Genomic DNA, 18,790 nt, shown 5'->3' on the forward strand with positions numbered 1-18,790 from the left:
TAACGTGCGATTGACGTATCGCGACAACCGCGAACGGCAGAGGAGAAACCACGATGGATGCGATGACGTCGGCCGATCCGGAACCGGAAAGCGTTCCCACAGTGAGCAATTCACCTGCCGATATCGTCCTGACCTCGCAACTGCAGGACGTCCCGGTCGACCGCGCGACAGCCGCGGCGCGGCGGGTGATCGACGCCCTGCTGCGCACCGACCGGACCAACGCGAATCTGGACCGGGTGGCCGAGGAACTCGACAACATCGCCGACCACCTCGAGCAGCATGCCCCGGTGGTCGCGGAACGGCTGATCGACATGTGGCGTGGTGAAGGCGTGACCCGGCACGATCCGGTCACCGGTCCGGAGAACGCGATCGCAGCGCCCCTCGCACTCACCGGCCGTGCGGACGGGTCGGTGGACGGTGTCGTGACCCTGACGCTTCCATATCAGGGACCGCCGGGACATGTGCACGGGGGAGTGGCCGCGCTGCTGCTCGACCACACGCTCGGGGTGGCGAACGCCTGGTCGGGCCGCAGCGGCGCGACGGCGCAACTGAATGTGCGGTATCACCGTCCGACCCCCTTGTTCGAGCCGCTCACGGTCAGCGGCCGGATGGTGTCCGAGGAGGGCCGCAAGATCAACTCGGCCGGCGCGATCCACAGCGCCGACGGCACCCTCTGCGTGTCGGTGGAGGGTCTGTTCATCGACAAACGGGTTCCCCGGCCGCGCTGACGAGCGACCGGAACCGACCGGCCACGCCCCTGTTCCCACTCAGCGAGAGATGTCCGCAGATGAAGATTCTGATCGTCGGTGGCACCGGCATGATCGGCGTGCACGCCGCGCTGCACCTGCGCGAGCACGGTGACGAGGTCACCGTCGCGGGCCGCGGCCCGATATCGGCCGATTCACCGGTTGCCGATTTTCCGCTGCTGCTGGGCGATTACACGGTGCCCACCTTCACCCCGGCACAACTGGAACGCTTCGACGGCATCGTGTTCGCCGCAGGGCAGGACGTGCGGCACATGACTCCCGAGGACGACACCCGGCGATTCTGGGAGACCACCCAGAGCGTCGGCGTACCCCGTTTCGCGGCCCTGGCCAAGCAGGCCGGCGTGCCGCGCTTCGTGCAGGTCGGCAGCTACTACCACCAGCTACGCCCCGACCTCGCCGAGCGCAACCCGTATATCGCGGCGCGCAAAGCCGCCGACGAGGGCGCCCGCGCGCTCGCCGACGATTCGTTCGCCGCGTGCACCCTCAATCCACCGTCGATCATCGGTGCGGTGCCGGGAACGTCGGCTCGCCGCTATCGGCGGATGATCTCCTGGGCGGCGGGGAACGAACCCGACATCCCCGACTTCGCACCCGCCGGCGGCACCAACTACATGTCCGCTGCCTCACTCGCACAGGCGATTCGGGGCGCACTGGTGCGGGGTGAGCCCGGTGCGGCCTACCTCGTCGGCGACCAGAACCTGTCGTATCGGGAGTTCTTCCAGATGCTCGTCGACGCCGCGGGCGGCGGGCGGGTCATCACCGAGCGCGACGAGCCGCACCGATTGCAGCCGGATGCCTCGATCATCCAGGGCCGCGGCAACACCCTGGCCTACGAACCGGATCCCGACGAAGTGCGCCTGCTGGGCTACAGCCGCGACGACTGCCGGCGCGCAGTCCGAGCCCTCGTGGACGTGGTGTCGGCCGCGCGCTGACCGGGTGAGCACTCCGTTCGCGCAATAGGGGGAAATTCGCGGCAATTGGCGGCAGGATGGCAGATATGCGCGCACTCATCCAACTCCGTCCCTCCGCCGATCTGATTGCCGCAGTTGCCGATCCGGCCGTCTCGGTGGCCCCGGCGGATGTCGCCGGCGATTTGCCCGGGTTCGACCTCGACCACGACTTCGCCCCACTGTCCGTCCCGGATACCGTCGCCGCCGACCGAGCGGGCGCGCGTTCGGTGGTGGTGCGCGGGCAGATCCCCGACGACGACCTCGACGCCACGGTGGCGCGACTGACCGGAACCCGCGGCGTGGCAGGCGTTTTCGCCGACCCGCGGATCGAGACGAACCTCACCTGCGGCGGCGATCCAGCGGTCGGCACCTGGCACGACGTGCAAACCCTGTTGCACACCGGCGATCTGGCCGCCGGTGGGATGGACGGAAAATCGGTCGCGGTCGCGATCGTCGACACCGGCGTCAACGCCGCACGCGTCGAGCAGGCCCGCGGCGGTCCGGTGATCGTCGACGCCGCGCGCAGCTGGAATCCGCCGGGGGTGAGCGGCACGGCCGGACAGTTCCCGGTCGACCACGGATCGATGTGCGCGTTCGACACCCTGATCGGTGCGCCGAACGCCACGCTGCTCGATATTCCGGTGCTGCAGAGCAAGACTCGCGGCGGCTCCACGATGGACGGGCTGCTGTCGGACGCGCTGGCCGCCTACGCCCATCTGCGCACCGTGCTCACCGACCAGCCGGAGGCCACCCGCACGCTGGTGATCAGCAACAGCTGGGGCGCCTTCTCACCGGACTGGGACTTCCCGGTGGGGCAGCCCGGCAACTACTCCGACAACCCGTCGCATCCGTTCAACGTGATCGTCGGTTCGCTGGAAGCGGCCGGCGCCGACATCCTGTTCGCCGCGGGCAATTGCGGTCGCGACTGTCCCGATTCGCGGTGCGCGTACCAGGATCGGCCGATCGGCGGCGCCAATTCGCATCCGAGCGTGCTGAGCATCGGCGGAGTCGACAGCAAGGGACAGCGCGTCGGCTACTCCTCGCAGGGGCCGGGCCGGTTGTCCGACCGCAAACCCGACATCTGCAGCTACACCCACTTCCTCGGGTCGACGGTATTCGGCGCGAAAGAGCCCGATACGGGAACGTCGGCGGCCTGCCCGGTCGCCGCCGGACTGGTCGCGGCGATCCGCACGGTCTATCCGGCGAGCAAGCTGGCACCGGCCCAGCTGCGAGACCTGTTGCGGCGCACCGCAACCGCGCAGCCCGGCGGGTTCGACTACGACTACGGATTCGGTGTGGTGAACGCCGCCGCGCTGCTGGCGGAGCTGAAGAACACCGAGATCCGCGCGTAGCGTGGAACCATGCCGCTGCTCACCGTCCGGCTCTCCAGCGACGCCACCCTGGCGGCGGCGCTGCGTGAATTGCACCTCACCGAGGCCGAGGTCGACCTCGATTACGGCCTCGTCGCGGTGGACCCGGACCAACACCTGTATGCCCTGCGGGTGAGCGATGCGGCCGCGACGCGGGCGGCGGCGGTCTCGGATGCGGCCGAGATCTTCGCCGATCCGCGTATCGGCCCCGCGCACGACGCCGATCCCGATCCCCGGTCGCCCCGGCACCCGCCAGACAACTCCGCCCCGGCCTGATCGCGAATTACGCCGTCCCCCTGCCGAATTGGATCGTATGCGCTATATATCGGCGATACATTCCCGACCCGCGAGGAGCCTTCCCGTGTCCGATCATCCGGTCGACCTGCGCACCGATGTGGCACACCCAGCCCGCATGTACGACTACTTTCTCGGCGGCAAGGACCACTACGAGGCCGACCGCCGCGCCGCCGAGACCGCTCTCGCGAACTTTCCCGCGGTCCGCCTGACCGCGCGCACCAACCGTGAATTCATGCGCACCGCGACGCGCTATCTCGCCGAGCAGGGTGTGCGCCAGTTCCTCGACATCGGCACCGGGATTCCGACCGAACCCAATCTGCACCAGGTCGCGCAGGAACACGCATGCGAGTCGCGGGTGGTGTACGTCGACAACGATCCGATCGTGCTCGCGCACGCACGGGCGTTGCTGGTGAGCGCCCCCGAAGGCCGTACCACCTATGTGCAGGCCGACGCCGCGGATCCCGAGGCGATCCTCGCTTCTCGCGAGCTGCGCGACACGCTGGATCTGTCGCAGCCGGTGGCGATTTCGCTGATGGCGGTGGTCCACTTCGTGCCCGGTGACGTCTACGCCATGGTGAACACGCTGATGGATGCGCTGGCCCCCGGTTCGTATCTCGCGATGAGCCATGTCACCACGGATTTCGACAACGGTGCCAACGATCCCGACGGGATGGGCCGCCTGCTGCAGGTGTATTCGGATCAGGGCATTCCGGTGCGCCCGCGCAGCCGTGACGAGGTCGCCCGCTTCTTCGACGGCCTCGAACTCGTCGAGCCGGGTGTGGAGGTCATTCACCGGTGGCGGCAGGAGGGCATCGAACATCCCGCCGACCACGACAAGAAGGTCTCGCTCTACGGCGCGGTCGGCAAGAAGGTGTGAGCGCCGACCACGAATTCACCCGCAACGTGTGACGCGCGCCCGCCGCCACCGCCGTTAGCGTCGCTGCCGAGCGGCAACGACGGTCGGTGATCGAGAAGACCGGTCCCGCGGACGTGTGGAGGACAGGTGGCGGCACGCTGGGTGATACTCGAGTCCTTGGCGGGATATCGCCCGCAGTGGTTGCGCGCCGATGTCGTCGCCGGACTTACCGTGTGGGCGGTGCTGGTGCCCGAGGCACTGGCCTACGCCACGATCGCGGGTGTGCCGCCGGTCGTGGGCCTCTACGCGGCCGTACCGTCGCTCGTGCTCTACGCGCTGGCGGGCAGTTCCCGCCATCTGGTCGTGGGACCCATGTCGGCGACCGCGGCACTGTCGGCGGCGATCGTGACACCGATGGCGGGTGCCGATGGCGGCCGCTACATCGCGCTTTCGGCGGGGCTGGCCATCGCCACCGGAATCGTGGGCCTGATCGCGGGAGCGATCCGGCTCGGCTTCGTCGCGGCGTTCATCTCCGAACCGGTCCTGAAGGGTTTCATCATCGGGCTGGCCTTGACCATCATCATCGGCCAGGTGCCGAAACTGCTCGGCATCCCCAAGCACGCGGGCAATTTCTTCGAACAGGCGTGGGGAGTGCTGCGCCACCTCGGCGATGCGCAGTGGCGGACCGTGGTGGTCGGCTTCGTGAGTCTGGCGATCGTGCTGGTGGTGAAGCGATGGCTGCCGCTGGTACCCGGTTCGTTACTGGCCGTGCTGGCCGGGATCGGCGCGGTCGCGGTGTTCGATCTGGACGAGCGCGGAGTCGCCATCGTCGGCCATATCGATTCCGGTCTGCCGGCGCTGGGACTTCCGGACGGCCTCGATGTCAGCGACTACATCGATCTGCTGGGCCCCGCAGTCGGCGTCCTGCTGATCGGCTTCGCCGAGGGCCTCGGTGCGGCGAAAACCTATGCGGCCGAAGCGGGTTACCAGATCGACGCCAACCGCGAACTGCTCGGCCTGGGAGCGGCGAATCTGGGCGCCGGGCTGGCGTCGGGCATGGTCGTGAACGGAAGCCTGTCCAAAACCGCCGTCAACGGCTCGGCAGGGGCCAAATCACAGGGCAGCGGATTGGTGGTGGCGGCGCTGACGGTGCTGACCCTGCTGTTCCTCACCGGCCTGTTCGAGAACCTGCCCGAGGCGACGCTGGCGGGTGTGGTGATCGCGGCGGTGATCGAGCTGGTCGACTTCGCGGCGCTGCGGCGGCTGTATCGGGTGTGGACGCAGCGGCTGGGCGGAATCTACGGCAAGGCCGCCCGTGCCGACTTCACCGCCGCCGTCGCGGCGATGATCGGCGTCCTGCTGTTCGATACGCTGCCCGGCCTGCTGATCGGCATCGGCATCTCCATGCTGCTGCTGGTGTACCGCTCGTCGCGCCCGCATGTGGCGCCGGTGGTGCGGTCGGGCACGCTGTGGCTGGACGCGGACCGGCATCCCGAGTTGACCCAGCGGCCGGATCTGGTGGTCGTGCGCGTCGAATCGGGCCTGTTCTTCGCCAACGCCGACTATGTGCGCGGTCGTATCGAGCAGCTGTGCACCGACGCCACCCGGCTGGTGGTGCTCGATGCCGAGACCTCGCCGAGTATCGACGTCACCGCCGCGGCGATGCTGGCGGATCTGCGCGACGATCTGGGCCGGCGCCACATCGATTTCCGGATCGCCCGCTCGATCGGCCAGTTCGGTGACGCGTTGGGCACCGCCGAAGCGGGCTCGACGCCGGTCGGGCTGTACCCGACCGTGACAGCGGCAGTCGCGGATCTGCCCGATGTGGGCGAACACTCGGACTCCGACGGCGCCGAATCGCCGCGATAGAGGCCGTCGCGGACAGTTCCACGTTCTGTGGCGTAACCGCTGATGTCAGGGACGCCGTGGATGTAATGGCTGGCGCGAGAGCCTGTGTCGGTGTGGTCGGTCGGTGACCGAACTCGAATCCGGAGCTGACAACAACCAGTTGCAGCATCTCCCCGCGCGCGACAACGACTGTGCGGGGCAGTTGTTCCTCCGAACCGGCCTGTCACCGATCACCCGCGAGGCTGTGCGCGATGGCCACGGCGAATTTGGTTGTATTACAGACAAACTCGACAGGAGTGACGGCGCAGCGGCAACCTTTCATCGGCGGCGACACACCGACACCCACGATCGCGGCCAGGAGCCTAGGCTCCTGCCGTGAGTACGGCCCCGACCAAGAAAAGCACACCATGGAACCGACGACACCGGTCACTGCTTCGCAGGCTTCTTCTGCTCGTCTGCACTGTCGTGGCCTGCCTTGGGATACTCGTCCCGGCGAGCGAGCCGGCCGGCACCGAGATCATGTCGTTGTCCCCGTCGGAGATCCTCGGCGGGGCATTCGTGGCGGTTGTGGTGTGGACCGTGGTCATCACCTACCCGATCCTGGCAATCCGATCCCGGCGGCTTCGGGTACCTGAGCTCGGCCCCCTGGCTGCTCCCGTACTGATAATCGCGCTCACGGCCATTTCATGGAGCGCACACCTGCCAATGGCTGCACGCTGGTACCTCTCGGCGCACGCCTTCGACGATGCGGCACAGCAGGTGACTGCTGGGGTCGATCCACGGACGTTCGAAGGTGGCCGCCTCGGCCTTTATCGCATACGCGGTGTGGAACGCCGCGACGACGGCATCTACTTCAGGACTGGCCCTATGGCGAACTATTGCTCGATGGGGAGTGGCTTTGCCGATCATTCCGGCCACCGGCCCGCGGCAGGCGCATCCCGTCACCTCGGTGGCGACTGGTATTGGTTCTGTTTCAACAGCGCGGGGGTTACAGTGCCCGATTACCCCATCGGAGAACTGCACTAGCCGGTGACAAACCGCTAGCCTCGAGAGTCGCGGACGAACGTCGCGCACTCGGCGCAGTTGTATCGGTGGCGTCACGCCGCTTTCCGGCCGCGCGTGATGGTCGGCCCGCATAGGCGCGGGACCGCAGGCTACTCCGAGACCACGACCGGGCCACATCGGGAGCCGGCTGAGCCCGCCCAAATCAGCAGCTGCGACCAGCGGAAACTGAACTCACAGCAGGTTCGTGCCATATTCGGGGGAGCCCATGTGGGCGAACACTCCGACGGCGCGGAGCCGACGCGATAGAATTTCGGGAAACAGATAACCCCCGGCCGAAGCCGGGGGTTATCTGTAACTCCGAGTTACACACAGTGTCCGGAGGGGGACTTGAACCCCCACGCCCGTTAATAGGGCACTAGCACCTCAAGCTAGCGCGTCTGCCATTCCGCCACCCGGACCGGTGGTGCTCAGCAAGGTTAACGGATCTCTCCGCGAGGTCCAAATCACGGGTGTCCGTGCAGGTCCCGGACTCGCGGGTGACTGCTGAGCGCCGCCTTCGGGAGGGCTAGTTCGTCAACGCCTCGAGCAGTGCGGCACGCTGACGGGACCCCAGGCCGCCGATACGGCGGTCGACCGGAATATCGGCTTCGTCCATCAGCTTTGCCGCCTTGACCGGCCCGATGCCGGGCAGAGCCTTGATGACCGCGGCGACCTTCGTCTTCTTGACCAGGTCCTCTTTGTCGGCACGCTCGAGCACCTGGGCCAACGAGACCGAGCCCTTGCGAATCTGCTCGATCAGTTCCGACCGCGCCTTACGGACCGCGGCCGCCTTGGCCAGCGCTTCGGAGCGTTGCTCGGCGGTCATGGTGGGAAGTGCCATGTCTCTAACCTTTCACTCGTTCGCTGGAACCTCAACGGCACCGATTGAACATCACCGGCAGCCCGGTGATGGGTCGACACACCGCGAGGATAATCCCGGTTCGGCGGTGGTGGCGGGGGTTCGGATACCCGAGATGCGGGAAATTTGCCACGATTCGCCCACGTCGTCGGGGTGCCCGGCGGACGGCTAGCGGCCGGGCGATCGCACCAGGCCGTGCCGGTAGGCGTACACGACGGCCTGAATGCGGTCGCGCACTTGCAGTTTCGCCAGAATCCGGGAGACGTGGGTCTTCACGGTCTCCTCGCCGACCCCCAGGGCGGCGGCGATTTCGCTGTTGCTGCGGGCGTCGGCGAGCAGGAGGAGCACCTGCTGTTCCCGGGCGGTCAGGGCGTGATCCGGCGGTGGCGCCGGGGCCAGCGTGTCGGCCAGCCGAGTGGCCAGCCGGCGGGTCATCGACGGGTCGATGATCGCGTCACCGCGCACCGCCACGCGGATCGCCGCGATCAGCTCCTCCGGAGGCAGCGTCTTGAGCAGGAAGCCGCTGGCACCGGCCTGCAGGGCGCGCGCGAGGCTCGCCTCGCTGTCGTAGGTGGTCAGGACCAGCACCCGGGTACCGCCGGCGGCCACGATGGCCTCCGTGGCTGCCAGACCGTCGAGTTTCGGCATCCGGATGTCGAGGATCGCCACATCGGGCCGCAGCCGTGCGGTGTCGGCGACGGCGGTGCGACCGTCGCCCGCCTCGCCGACGCATTCGAGGTCCGGGGCCGCATCGAGGACGGCCCGCAGTCCGGACCGGAACATCGCGTGGTCGTCGGCGATGAGGACCCGGACCGTGCCCGTCACGACCGCCCGCCTGGGAGCCGGACGAGAACCCGCCAGTGACCGTCGGCGACGTCGTGGTCCACGCTGCCGCCGAACAACTCCGCGCGCCGGCGGATGCCGTCGAGTCCCCGGTGCACGCCCGTGGTCTCTTCCGGCGCGGCACCACCCGGCCGGGCGACGGTCGCGCGTTCTCGCGCCGGCGTTCGCCGGCCGGAACGGAACCTGGCCCCGGCCGGTGCGGTGGCGCGGACGGTCGCACGCTCAGCGGCCGGGAAGCGGACCGCATCGGGCCCGTGCGGAGTCGCTGCCGAACCGAGCGGTCGCGCCGGTGCGCAAGGTGCGGACACGTTCGAATCCTCTTCGCCGGCAAGCGGATTGGACTGCTCGATCTCGACCCCGGTACCGTCGTTGCGGACCGTCAGCCGCGCGCTGCCGGCGCCGTGGCGCAGGGCGTTGGTGAGCAGTTCCTGGACGATCCGGTAGACGGTGATGTCGAGCGAACGGGGTAGTTCGGCGCCGGTGGTGGTGACGGTCAGGTCCAGCCCGGCGCCGCGCACGCGGTCGGCCAGATCGTCGATATCGGCCATACCGGGCTGGCGGGCGGCGTCCTCGCGGCCGTGCAGCAGATCCAGCTGACGGCGCAGATCCACCATCGCGGCGCGGCTCTCCGATTCCACCGCCGACAGCGAGCGCGTCGCCGCGGCGGCGGCGGCGCCGCTTCCGTGCAGCGCCAGACGCGCCGCGCCCGCATGGATGCCGATCGCGCTCACGTGATGGGAGATGACGTCGTGCAGGTCGCGGGCGATCGCTTCGCGTTCGTCGGTCAGCGCCCGTTCCAGCGCGGTCCGCTGCTGCTGGCGGGCGAGCCGTTCGCGCTGCTCCAGTTCCGCGATGTAGGCGCCGCGACCTGCGGTGTAGCGGCCGACCAGCCACGGCACGACGCCACCGGAGATCGATGATGTGAGCAGCAGCCGCCAGTCCGCCGCAGGCGCCCCGCCGGCGATCAGCGGCGCACCGCACGCCCCCAGCACCAGGACGGGCACCGTGACCAGTGAGGCCCGGCCCGACAACCAGGCACCCGCCCGATAGCCGGCCACGAGGAAGCCGACGTCGGCCACCCGGACGGGCAGCCCGTGCCGGTGCAGCAACACGGTGACCGCCAGCCGGATCCCGACCTGGACGACCGCGACGACCGCAGCCGTCGCCGGTGGCGCCGCGAAGGCCAGATCGGCCGCCACGATGGCCACCAGGACCGCGGCGGCCGGGCCGGGCGCTACGGCGAAGATGCCGGAGAGCGTGAAGACGACCGCGTCCACCACGGCCGCGACCACCGCGACCGCCACCGACTGCCTGGTCAGCGACCGGCGAACCGCATGCAGTTCACCGCCCGGCGGCTCCGCCGCGCTCTCTGCCCCCGGCCGCCGTGGAGTGCGCCGCAGCAGCGCCCACGGGCTCGGCGACACCGCTCGCTCCCACAACACACCGCGACGATACCGGCGCGGACCGGGACGGCGAGTCCCTCGGCCGGGGGATCGGCAATCCCTCTCGGGCCCGATGTTCCGGCTGGTCGGCGGCATTACCGTCGCTGTGGCACGCCGCGCGCGGGGACACCTCGGTTCCCGCGTACGGCCGGATCACGGATCGGACAGGAGTTCGGATGAACAATGCGGACCTGGCGCTGTACGCGGTGCCCGCCTTCATCGCCATGATGGCCGTGGAGTGGTGGGACGCGCGCCGCGATCCCGACCGCGCACCCAGCGGGCGATACGGACGCGAGGCGGCCACCAACTGGGCCACCTATGCGATCGGCCAGCTCACCAAGCCGCTGCTGCAATACGTGCTGCCGTTCTCCACCATCGTGCTGGCGGCCTCGTGGACACCCCTGCACCTGTCACCGCGCGACTGGTGGGTGTGGCTGCTGGGACTGGTGGTCACCGATTTCTGCTACTACTGGGCGCATCGGGCCGATCATCGAATCCGGTTGCTGTGGACGGCTCATTCGGTGCACCACTCCAGCACCCACTTCAATCTCACGACCGCGATCCGGTTGCCCTGGCTGAACCCGATCGCCTCGATGACGCGCAGCCTGGCATGGGTGCCGGCCGCACTGCTGGGCTTCCCCGCGTGGATGATCTTCCTGCTCAACACCCTCGGGCTGCTCTATCAATTCCCGATCCACACCCAGCGCGTCCGAACCCTGTGGCGGCCGGTCGAATTCGTCTTCAACACCCCGGCCCATCACCGCGTGCACCACGGTTCCAACCAGCCCTACCTCGATACCAACTACGGCGGTGTGTTCATCGTGTGGGATCGCATGTTCGGCAGTTTCGCCGCCGAATCCGAACCCATCCGCTACGGGCTCACCCACGACATCGGTACCGGGAATCCGCTGAAGGTCAACTACCACGAATTCGCGGCGCTTCTGCGCGACGTGCGCCACGCCCGAACCTGGCGGGGGCGACTGGGCTATGTCTTCGGCCCGCCGGGCTGGCGGGAGAACGCGACGGGGACACCGATCGGACAGCTGCCCGAACCGGCCGGCGCCGCCGTTACGACGGGTTAGCGCATCGGCGTGGACCGCGCCGCTGGGGCGTCACAGCTCCACGGCGCCGGTCGCCGCCGGAGTGTCCGCCGACGAGTTGGGCGTCCACAGCACCGCCACCAGGACGACGACGGTGACCAGGACGATATGCGCCGCGAACAGCGTGAGGAACGGCAGCGCGAAACCTTCGTCGGTCAGAGCGCCGCGCTCGCTCACGCAGTAGAGCGTGTAGTTCACCGACGTCCCCTCGGAATCCTGGACGGTGTCCGACACCACCATCGGATCCAGGTAGGGAGACCGGCAGAACAGCGGCGCCGTGAGCCGGGCCTCCCCGGGCCAGATCGCCAGTGGCAGGACGAAGCTGACGAGACTCCCGGCGCTGACGCCGGCGCCGAGTGCGGAAACGATCGGTCCGGCCACTGTTCACACCTGCCGGATACGGAGAAACGAACCGGCGGAATCGAATTCGGCGATCATGTCCGACCGCGCGGAGGTCACGTCGGCAACGATACGGATGTCGCGCCCGAATCGGCTCACGACGATCACCGGAACGACACCGTCGGCGAGGCCACTGCGGGCGCGGGCGGTCTCGACGATCGACTCGAGCCGGGTGAGGCCGGGTACATCGCCGAGGGAGTAGCATTCGCCGTCCAGGTCGTCGAAGGCCGAGACGCGCACCGGCCGCGGTGCGCTCACGGCGCCGAGGCGATAGGAGTAGTCGTCGAGTTCGCGTGGGCGCTGCGGACTTCGGACGCGCAGGTGGACGACCGGTTCACGGGTGCTCAGATCGTCGTGGTCGGCAAGAAATCGGGTCACCTGCTCGGGCTGATCGGCCAGGACCAGGCGGAACTGCGTCGACTCGGGAGCGACGAACATCACGACGCCGGCCTGAATGTCGCCGGTGCCCAGCCGGTTTCGCACCGCCTCGAATGCCGCGGCCGGCAGGGCGTCCACCAGGCCACCCCCGCGAGCGCGGATCCGCTGCTCGAAGGCGTCGCGTTCCACCGCGCCGACGCAGCCACAGGCGATCAACACGATCGAGCACACCGCGGCCCGAAGCCACCTACGACGGCGCATGCCGGAATGATAAGTGTCACTACCGGAATCCGCGCGCCCGATATGCGAAGAATCTCGCCGAGCCGACGGCACCGTCGGGGCACGCCGCCGATCTCCGGCGACGCCCCGGCCGGACAATTCGATCAGCGAGATCACAACGCGTTCGACATTGCCCGAGCAGGCGCGGGGAGCCCGCTGCGATGTGAGCGTGCCGAGACGCACGTCGATGCGGGGTTCCACGGGCCCGGCCGGGTCGGGCGTCATTCGCCCCGGCGCGACGCGTGGTAGGAAAGGGGCGTGACAGGTGTACAGCGCGAGTCCCGCTCCCGGGCGGAAGCCGAAGTGGTCGAATTGGTCAGCACGCTGATTCGCTTCGACACCTCCAATACCGGGGTGCTGGAAACCACCAAGGGTGAACGCGAATGTGCGCAGTGGGTGGCCGACCAGTTGCAGCAGGCCGGTTACACCACCGAATACGTGGAGTCGGGAGCCCCCGGACGCGGAAATGTGTTCGCGCGCTTGCCCGGAGCCGATCGCGGTCGTGGCGCGCTGATGATCCACGGCCATCTGGACGTGGTGCCGGCCGAGGCCGCGGACTGGAGTGTGCATCCGTTCTCGGGCGCGATCCGCGACGGCTACGTGTGGGGCCGCGGCGCGATCGACATGAAGGATATGGTCGGCATGATGCTGGCGGTGGCCCGCCAGTTCAAGATCGAGGGCACGGTGCCGCCGCGCGATCTGGTGTTCGCGTTCCTCGCCGACGAGGAGAACGGCGGCAAGTGGGGTTCGCAGTGGCTGGCCGACAACCGGCCGGATCTGTTCGAAGGGGTCACCGAGGCGGTCGGCGAGGTCGGCGGCTTCTCGCTGACCGTGCCGCGCCGTGACGGCACCGAGCGGCGACTGTATCTGGTGGAGACCGCCGAAAAGGGCCTGGGCTGGATGCGATTGCGCGCCAAGGCCCGCGCGGGCCACGGCTCGTTCCTGCACGACGACAACGCGGTCACGATTCTGGCCGAGGCGGTGGCGCGGCTGGGTAAGCACACGTTCCCGCTGGTGCTGTCGGATTCGGTGGCCGAATTCCTGGCCGCGGTCAGCGAGGAGACCGGCATCGACTTCGATCCGGACAGCCCGGATATCGAGGGTCAGCTCGCGAAACTGGGCACCATCTCGCGCATCATCGGCGCGACCTTGCGCGATACCGCCAACCCGACCATGCTGCGCGCCGGGTACAAGGCGAATGTGATTCCGCAGACCGCCGAGGCGACGGTGGACTGCCGGGTGGTGCCGGGCCGGCAGGCGGCCTTCGAACGGGAGGTCGACGAGCTGATCGGCCCGGACGTGGAGCGCGAGTGGATCACCAGACTCGACTCCTACGAGACAACGTTCGACGGGCATCTGGTCGACGCCATGAACGACGCGATCTTGGCCCACGACCCGAACGGCCGCACCGTGCCCTACATGCTGTCCGGCGGCACGGACGCGAAAGCGTTCGCGCGCTTGGGAATTCGGTGTTTCGGCTTCGCGCCGCTGCAATTGCCGCCGGAGCTGGATTTCTCCGCACTGTTCCACGGCGTGGACGAACGGGTGCCGGTCTCGGCGCTGGAATTCGGCGCTCGCGTCATGGAGCATTTCCTGTTGCACAGCTGACGATCCGCTCGACTAGCAGAAAGGACGGTCCTCGTGCCCGACTATTCCTACAATCCCTATGCGGCGTTGCCGCAGCTGCCCGAGTTCACCCTCACCTCCACCGATGTCACCGACGGACAGCCGCTGGGTAACGAACAGGTCAGCGGGGTGTTCGGGGCGGGCGGCAGAGATATCTCGCCGCAGTTGTCGTGGAGCGGATTCCCGGCCGAGACCAAGAGTTTCGCGGTCACCATGTACGACCCGGACGCACCGACCGGCTCCGGCTTCTGGCACTGGGCCGTCGCCGACATCCCGGCGTCGGTGACCTCGCTGGAATCGGGTGCGGGCAGCGCCGGAGAGGGCAGCGAAGGCGGCGCCCTGCCGAGCGGGGCGATCCAGTTGCGCAACGACGGCGGCTTCGCCGGATTCGTCGGCGCCGGTCCGCCGCCCGGACACGGCTACCACCGCTACTTCATCGTGGTGCACGCCGTGGACGTCGAATCGCTGGGCGTCGGCGCGGACGCGACCCCGGCCTATCTGGGTTTCAATCTGTTCTCCCACGCCATCGCGCGTGCGACGCTCGTCGGCACCTACGAACAGAAGTAGTCTCGACGCGTCGGCGGGGTCTTCGGTAACTGCCGAAGACCCCGCCGACGCGAAACAGACTGTGTCCGAACCGATTCGACTAGAGGTTGTGCACTCCCTCGGGGACCGGATCGGTGTAGAGCTCGGCGATGTCGGCCGCGTACTCGGCGGCGATCGGCGAGCGCTTCAACTTCAGCGTGGGAGTGAGTTCCACGCCGCCGGGTTCCCAGGCCCGCGCCAGGATGCGGAAACGCTTGATCTGCTCCACCCGCGACAGTTTGGCGTTGCCGGCGACGATCGCGGCGCGCACCTCCTCGAGGATCTGCGGATGGGCGGCGAGGGCGTCGAGATCGGCGTCGGGGATGCCCAGCGCCTTCGCGCGCACGGCGGCGGTGTCGGGGTCGAGCACGACCAGCGCGGCGATGTACGGGCGGGAGTCGCCGATGGCGACGATCTGGCCGATCAGCGACGAGGCGGCCTTCACCGAATTCTCGATGTTGGTGGGGGAGATGTTCTTTCCCGCCTCGGTGATGATCAATTCCTTCTTGCGGTCCACGATGGTGACATAGCCGTCGCCGTCGATGGTCGCGATATCGCCGGTGTGCAGCCAGCCGTCGGAATCGATGGCCTCACTGGTCTTCTCGGGCATCTTGCGGTAGCCGTGGCTGACGATGCCGCCGCGGATGAGCAGTTCGCCGTCGCTGTCGAGGCGGATCTCCACCCCGTCGACGGCCCGGCCCACCGAACCGGGTCGCGGCTTCTCGAGTTCGGTGAAGGTGCCGACGCCGGTGGTCTCCGACATGCCCCACACCTCGCTGACCGTGAAGCCCAGCCCGAGCAGGAATTCCAGCGTCTCGGGCGGGATCGCGGCCGCGCCCGAGGAGGCGACCTTCAACTCGTCCAGGCCGAGGGTGGCGCGCAACTTCGACAACACCAGCGCATCGGCGAGTTTGTGCTGGACGGCCAGCAGCGGGCCGCCGTTGCCGCCGGCCAATCGCGCCCGGGCGGTGGCCACGCCGACGCCGATCGCCCACTGCGCCAGCGCCTTCTTGACCGCGCTGGATTCGGTGGCGATCGCCGCGTCGACACCGGCCTTGATCTTCTGCCACACCCGCGGCACGCCGAAGAAGAAGGTCGGCCGGGCATCGGGCAGGGCGGCGGCGATCTCGCGCGGATCCGGCACGCAGGTGATGGTGACGCCGGTGAACAGGTTCAGGCAGTGTCCGGAGATGCGGTCGGCGACATGGGCGGCCGGCAGGTACGACACCGCCCGCGCTTCGATATCGGCGACGAGCGCGCCGTTGGTGAGCGCGACGATCTGGGCGACGACATTGGCGTGGGTGATCTCCACGCCCTTCGACGGCCCGGTGGTGCCGGAGGTGTAGATCAGGGTGGCCAGATCGTCGGGCCGCACCGCCTGCCAGGCAGCGTCGAAATCGAAATCCTCGGCCGGATCGTTCTCGACCTGATCGAGGGTCAGCCCGCCCTCGGGTTCGGCGCCGTCGACGACGATCACGTGCTCGAGTTTCACCCCGGAGGCGGTGATCGGCGCCAGGAACGCCTGTTCGGTGACGACCACGCCGTTCTCGGCGTTGCCGAACACGTGCGCGATCTGTTCGGGAGAGCTGGTGTTGTACACCGAGAACGGGGTGGCGCCCAGATGCAGGATCGCGGTGTCGACCAGATTGAACTCCGGCCGGTTGGTGAGCATGATCCCGACCGTGTCACCGTGCGCGACACCGAGTTTCGCCAGCCCGGCCGCGATCGCGCGCACCCGGCGCGCGTAGTCGGCCCAGGTGATCTGCTGGGTACCGCCGACGGTCCGCAACGCGACCTGATTCGGGCGTAGTGTCGCCGTCTGCTGGAAGGCCTCGGGCACGGTGCGGACCGTGGCGCCGGTGTGGTGGGTGTAGCCGATCTCTGCTGTGGTCATATCCCTTGTTCCCGGTCGGTGCACGAACATCACGTCGGGGACGTGATGCGGATCACCCATCCTAAACGTGAAATCGGACATTCGGGGGGCTGTTCCGGCCGGTAGCAACCGGCTCCGCGCACCGGAAACCGGCCGCAGCAGAGGGATCGGCGAGCGGGAGGGGCCGGCCGCGCTCAGGCGCGGGCGGTGTGGGCGGCGCCCACGGCCTCTGCGAGGCTGCGGTATCCGTCCGCGCGCAGGCGCGCGGCGATGCCGCGGTGCACCGAGCGTGTCCAGAACAGCCCCCCGTAGATGAACCCGGTGTAGCCCTGCAGCAACGACGCTCCCGCGAGAATGCGCTCGTAGGCCTGGTCGGCGTTCTCGATGCCGCCGACCGAGATCAGTACCAGCCGGTCTCCGACGCGGGCGTAGAGGCGGCGCAGCACCTCGAGCGAGCGGTCGGCGACCGGCGGTCCGGACAACCCACCCGCGCCCATCGCGGCGACCTGGGCGGCCGGAGTGGCCAGTCCGTCGCGGCGAATGGTGGTGTTGGTGGCCACGATTCCGGCGAGCCCGAGTTCGACGGCCAGGTCGGCGACCGCGTCGATGTCCTCGTCGGACAGGTCGGGGGCGATCTTGACCAGGACCGGTTTGGGTTCGGCGCCGGCCGCGACGCTGTCGAGCACCGCGCGCAGCAGCGGGCGCAGTGATTCCACGGCCTGCAGATCGCGCAGCCCCGGGGTGTTGGGTGAGCTGACGTTGACCACGACGAAGTCCGCGAGCGGGCCCAGCAGCCGCGCGCTGAGCGCGTAGTCCTCGGCGGCGTGTTCGGGCTCCACGACCTTGGTCTTGCCGATGTTGGCGCCGATCGGCACGCCACCGCTCCGGCGTGCGGCCAGCCGTCCCGCGGCTGCGGCGGCCCCGTGATTGTTGAAGCCCATCCGGTTGATCAGCGCGTGGTCGGCAGGCAACCGGAACAGTCGCGGCGCCGGATTACCCGGCTGCGCCTGCGCGGTGACGGTGCCGATCTCGGCGAACCCGAAACCCAGTGCACCCCAAGCGTTCACACCGGCGGCGTTCTTGTCGAACCCGGCCGCCAACCCGAGCGGCGCCGGGAAGTGGACGCCGAAGACGGTGGTGGAGAGGATCGGATCGCCGGCCGCGGTGAGTTTTCGGGCCAGCCATCGTGTGGGCGGGAAAGCGGTCGTGAGCCGGATGACGGTGAACACGAGGTGATGGATACGCTCGGGCGGCACCAGGAACAGCAACCGCAGGAATAAGGAATACATCCCTCACATCCCCGTTTCGGTCACGGGGAAGCTGGTTTTGCGCCGCCGCAACAACACTCGCCGGCTGCCGTCGGTGTAGGCGCGCACTCGCGAGAGCTCCCAGCCGCCGAATTCGGCCTGGATGGCCAGGCGCATGGACGCGGTGACCCGATTCACGTCCGGGGGTAGTCGTAGCGGCACGTACTCGTATTCTCCTTCTTCGCTGGTCTCCTCCCATCCCGCGGGAATCGACCGTCTGCGCCGGTCGTGGTGTGCGGCGCCGGACGCCGACTCGTATCGAGGCGCTCGAGCCATCACTGACCTCTCTTCCTCTGGTCCGCGCCGATGCGTTGCAGACCGTCTCCGGTTGCCGACCCGACGAACATGTCGCCGGTGCGGCTGTCGATCGTCAGCGAATTGGGCTGGCGCACCGTTGCGAAGCGACCCACTTCTTCCGGTATACCGGTCGACAGATCGAAACCGACCACCTCGTTGCTTCCGCTGAGCGTGAGCCACACGGTGTCGGACCGTTCATCGTAGGCCAGGGCGTAGGGGGAGGGCCCGACCGGGAAGCGCTGGCGCAGCAGCAGCGGATCGGTCGTGTAGACCAGCAGGGCTCCGCCGGAGGTATCGGTGGCCAGCAGGCGGCCGTAATGGTCGCTGATCACATGGGTGGCGCCCAGGCCCGCGCGCAGGGCCAGCCCCGCGCGGTCGCGATCGAGGTCGAGTTCGGTGAGAGTGGTCTGGTCCAGATCCAGCGTGGCGACCGCGTTCGCCGTGGCGGCCACCGCGTCGACGGTGCCCAGGCCGCTGATGGTCTTGTTCGGATGTCCGTCCGCGTCGAGGATCTGCACGCGGCCACCGTCGAGTCCGGCCACCAGACGGCCGTCCCCGCGCCGCGCGATCGCGCGCACGTCGCCGTCGACGGGCACCGGGCGGATCGCGGCGGTGGCGATATCGACGCGCAACACCTCCCGCCCGGCCGCGACGAGCACCTCGCCCGGGG

The 18,790-nt window shown here is 68.7% G+C and carries 20 protein-coding genes and 1 tRNA gene; 11 read left to right on the forward strand and 10 right to left on the reverse strand.

The annotated features are described in order from the left end of the window. The first annotated feature begins 62 nt into the window (after positions 1 to 62). The 8 genes from NN2_RS29275 (at position 63) to NN2_RS29305 (ending at position 7,114) form a co-directional block, all read left to right on the forward strand. The gene (locus NN2_RS29275; RefSeq protein ID WP_063017775.1) at positions 63 to 728 is read left to right on the forward strand and encodes a PaaI family thioesterase; all 666 of its coding nucleotides are present in this window, start codon (positions 63 to 65) and stop codon (positions 726 to 728) included. Between the two features lie 59 nt (positions 729 to 787). After that, complete coding sequence (locus tag NN2_RS29280; protein WP_063017742.1) at positions 788 to 1,699, forward strand: NAD-dependent epimerase/dehydratase family protein; 912 nt, start codon at positions 788 to 790, stop codon at positions 1,697 to 1,699. 65 nt (positions 1,700 to 1,764) lie between these two features. Next, positions 1,765 to 3,069, forward strand: coding sequence for a S8 family serine peptidase (locus tag NN2_RS29285; protein ID WP_063017744.1), 1,305 nt, complete (start codon positions 1,765 to 1,767; stop codon positions 3,067 to 3,069). A 9-nt stretch (positions 3,070 to 3,078) separates the two neighbouring features. Next, entirely contained in the window at positions 3,079 to 3,363 is a 285-nt protein-coding gene (locus NN2_RS29290) for a hypothetical protein (protein WP_063910908.1), read from the forward strand. Between the two features lie 85 nt (positions 3,364 to 3,448). Then, positions 3,449 to 4,261, forward strand: a complete 813-nt coding sequence (locus NN2_RS29295) for an SAM-dependent methyltransferase (RefSeq protein WP_227463153.1) — start codon at positions 3,449 to 3,451, stop codon at positions 4,259 to 4,261. A gap of 126 nt (positions 4,262 to 4,387) precedes the next feature. Next, complete coding sequence (locus NN2_RS29300) at positions 4,388 to 6,109, forward strand: SulP family inorganic anion transporter (RefSeq protein WP_063017748.1); 1,722 nt, start codon at positions 4,388 to 4,390, stop codon at positions 6,107 to 6,109. Positions 6,110 to 6,212: 103 nt separating this feature from the next. Next, positions 6,213 to 6,467 (forward strand): hypothetical protein, encoded by a 255-nt coding sequence (locus NN2_RS37490; RefSeq protein ID WP_146098560.1) that lies wholly within the window; start codon positions 6,213 to 6,215, stop codon positions 6,465 to 6,467. Continuing rightward, positions 6,464 to 7,114 (forward strand): hypothetical protein, encoded by a 651-nt coding sequence (locus NN2_RS29305; RefSeq protein WP_146098561.1) that lies wholly within the window; start codon positions 6,464 to 6,466, stop codon positions 7,112 to 7,114. Before NN2_RS37490 ends, NN2_RS29305 begins: the two co-directional genes overlap by 4 nt. A gap of 351 nt (positions 7,115 to 7,465) precedes the next feature. On the opposite strand, the gene NN2_RS29310 is transcribed toward NN2_RS29305, so the two are convergent. The 4 genes from NN2_RS29310 to NN2_RS29325 all read right to left on the reverse strand — a co-directional run bounded on the left by NN2_RS29310 (position 7,466) and on the right by NN2_RS29325 (position 10,276). Then, positions 7,466 to 7,551: transfer RNA gene (locus NN2_RS29310), tRNA-Leu, on the reverse strand. Positions 7,552 to 7,658: 107 nt separating this feature from the next. Beyond that, positions 7,659 to 7,973 (reverse strand): integration host factor, actinobacterial type, encoded by a 315-nt coding sequence (mihF, locus tag NN2_RS29315; RefSeq protein WP_030516894.1) that lies wholly within the window; start codon positions 7,971 to 7,973, stop codon positions 7,659 to 7,661. A 186-nt stretch (positions 7,974 to 8,159) separates the two neighbouring features. Then, positions 8,160 to 8,816 carry a response regulator gene (locus NN2_RS29320; RefSeq protein WP_082857365.1) on the reverse strand — a complete coding sequence of 219 codons (657 nt, stop codon included), beginning with the start codon at positions 8,814 to 8,816 and terminating at the stop codon, positions 8,160 to 8,162. Further along, positions 8,813 to 10,276 (reverse strand): sensor histidine kinase, encoded by a 1,464-nt coding sequence (locus tag NN2_RS29325; protein WP_231982848.1) that lies wholly within the window; start codon positions 10,274 to 10,276, stop codon positions 8,813 to 8,815. Before NN2_RS29325 ends, NN2_RS29320 begins: the two co-directional genes overlap by 4 nt. A gap of 176 nt (positions 10,277 to 10,452) precedes the next feature. On the opposite strand from NN2_RS29325, the gene NN2_RS29330 reads away from it, so the two are divergent. Then, a complete protein-coding gene (locus tag NN2_RS29330) occupies positions 10,453 to 11,358 on the forward strand; it encodes a sterol desaturase family protein (RefSeq protein WP_063017754.1) in 906 nt (301 codons plus the stop codon). A gap of 30 nt (positions 11,359 to 11,388) precedes the next feature. Here the strand turns inward: NN2_RS29330 and NN2_RS29335 are convergent, their stop codons facing one another. Next, entirely contained in the window at positions 11,389 to 11,757 is a 369-nt protein-coding gene (locus tag NN2_RS29335) for a hypothetical protein (protein ID WP_063017756.1), read from the reverse strand. A 3-nt stretch (positions 11,758 to 11,760) separates the two neighbouring features. After that, positions 11,761 to 12,414, reverse strand: a complete 654-nt coding sequence (locus NN2_RS29340; protein WP_156511504.1) for a hypothetical protein — start codon at positions 12,412 to 12,414, stop codon at positions 11,761 to 11,763. Between the two features lie 276 nt (positions 12,415 to 12,690). On the opposite strand from NN2_RS29340, the gene NN2_RS29345 reads away from it, so the two are divergent. After that, positions 12,691 to 14,040: a M20/M25/M40 family metallo-hydrolase gene (locus tag NN2_RS29345; protein ID WP_063017760.1), complete on the forward strand. Its 1,350-nt coding sequence runs from the start codon at positions 12,691 to 12,693 to the stop codon at positions 14,038 to 14,040. A gap of 33 nt (positions 14,041 to 14,073) precedes the next feature. After that, positions 14,074 to 14,625, forward strand: coding sequence for a YbhB/YbcL family Raf kinase inhibitor-like protein (locus tag NN2_RS29350; protein ID WP_063017762.1), 552 nt, complete (start codon positions 14,074 to 14,076; stop codon positions 14,623 to 14,625). 79 nt (positions 14,626 to 14,704) lie between these two features. On the opposite strand, the gene NN2_RS29355 is transcribed toward NN2_RS29350, so the two are convergent. The 4 genes from NN2_RS29355 to NN2_RS37900 form a co-directional block, all read right to left on the reverse strand. Continuing rightward, positions 14,705 to 16,537, reverse strand: a complete 1,833-nt coding sequence (locus NN2_RS29355; protein ID WP_063017777.1) for an AMP-dependent synthetase/ligase — start codon at positions 16,535 to 16,537, stop codon at positions 14,705 to 14,707. Positions 16,538 to 16,710: 173 nt separating this feature from the next. After that, the gene (locus NN2_RS29360) at positions 16,711 to 17,805 is read right to left on the reverse strand and encodes a quinone-dependent dihydroorotate dehydrogenase (protein ID WP_063017764.1); all 1,095 of its coding nucleotides are present in this window, start codon (positions 17,803 to 17,805) and stop codon (positions 16,711 to 16,713) included. A gap of 3 nt (positions 17,806 to 17,808) precedes the next feature. Next, positions 17,809 to 18,099, reverse strand: a complete 291-nt coding sequence (locus tag NN2_RS29365; RefSeq protein WP_051024622.1) for a DUF5703 family protein — start codon at positions 18,097 to 18,099, stop codon at positions 17,809 to 17,811. Further along, positions 18,099 to 18,790 (reverse strand): YncE family protein (locus tag NN2_RS37900; RefSeq protein WP_169812462.1); only part of this gene is annotated, 692 nt, incomplete at its 5' end. The genes NN2_RS29365 and NN2_RS37900, both read right to left, overlap by 1 nt.

Origin of the sequence: Nocardia nova NBRC 15556 (genome assembly GCF_001613005.1) — a bacterium.
GTDB lineage: Bacteria > Actinomycetota > Actinomycetes > Mycobacteriales > Mycobacteriaceae > Nocardia > Nocardia nova.

Coding starts and splice junctions, on each gene's coding strand:
- NN2_RS29275 (WP_063017775.1), top strand. CDS start 63: ATGACGTCGGCCGATCCGGAACCGGAAAGCGTTCCCACAGTGAGCAAT.
- NN2_RS29280 (WP_063017742.1), top strand. CDS start 788: ATGAAGATTCTGATCGTCGGTGGCACCGGCATGATCGGCGTGCACGCC.
- NN2_RS29285 (WP_063017744.1), top strand. CDS start 1,765: ATGCGCGCACTCATCCAACTCCGTCCCTCCGCCGATCTGATTGCCGCA.
- NN2_RS29290 (WP_063910908.1), top strand. CDS start 3,079: ATGCCGCTGCTCACCGTCCGGCTCTCCAGCGACGCCACCCTGGCGGCG.
- mihF (WP_030516894.1), bottom strand. CDS start 7,973: ATGGCACTTCCCACCATGACCGCCGAGCAACGCTCCGAAGCGCTGGCC.
- NN2_RS29330 (WP_063017754.1), top strand. CDS start 10,453: ATGAACAATGCGGACCTGGCGCTGTACGCGGTGCCCGCCTTCATCGCC.
- NN2_RS29340 (WP_156511504.1), bottom strand. CDS start 12,414: ATGCGCCGTCGTAGGTGGCTTCGGGCCGCGGTGTGCTCGATCGTGTTG.
- NN2_RS29355 (WP_063017777.1), bottom strand. CDS start 16,537: ATGACCACAGCAGAGATCGGCTACACCCACCACACCGGCGCCACGGTC.
- NN2_RS29360 (WP_063017764.1), bottom strand. CDS start 17,805: ATGTATTCCTTATTCCTGCGGTTGCTGTTCCTGGTGCCGCCCGAGCGT.
- NN2_RS29365 (WP_051024622.1), bottom strand. CDS start 18,099: ATGGCTCGAGCGCCTCGATACGAGTCGGCGTCCGGCGCCGCACACCAC.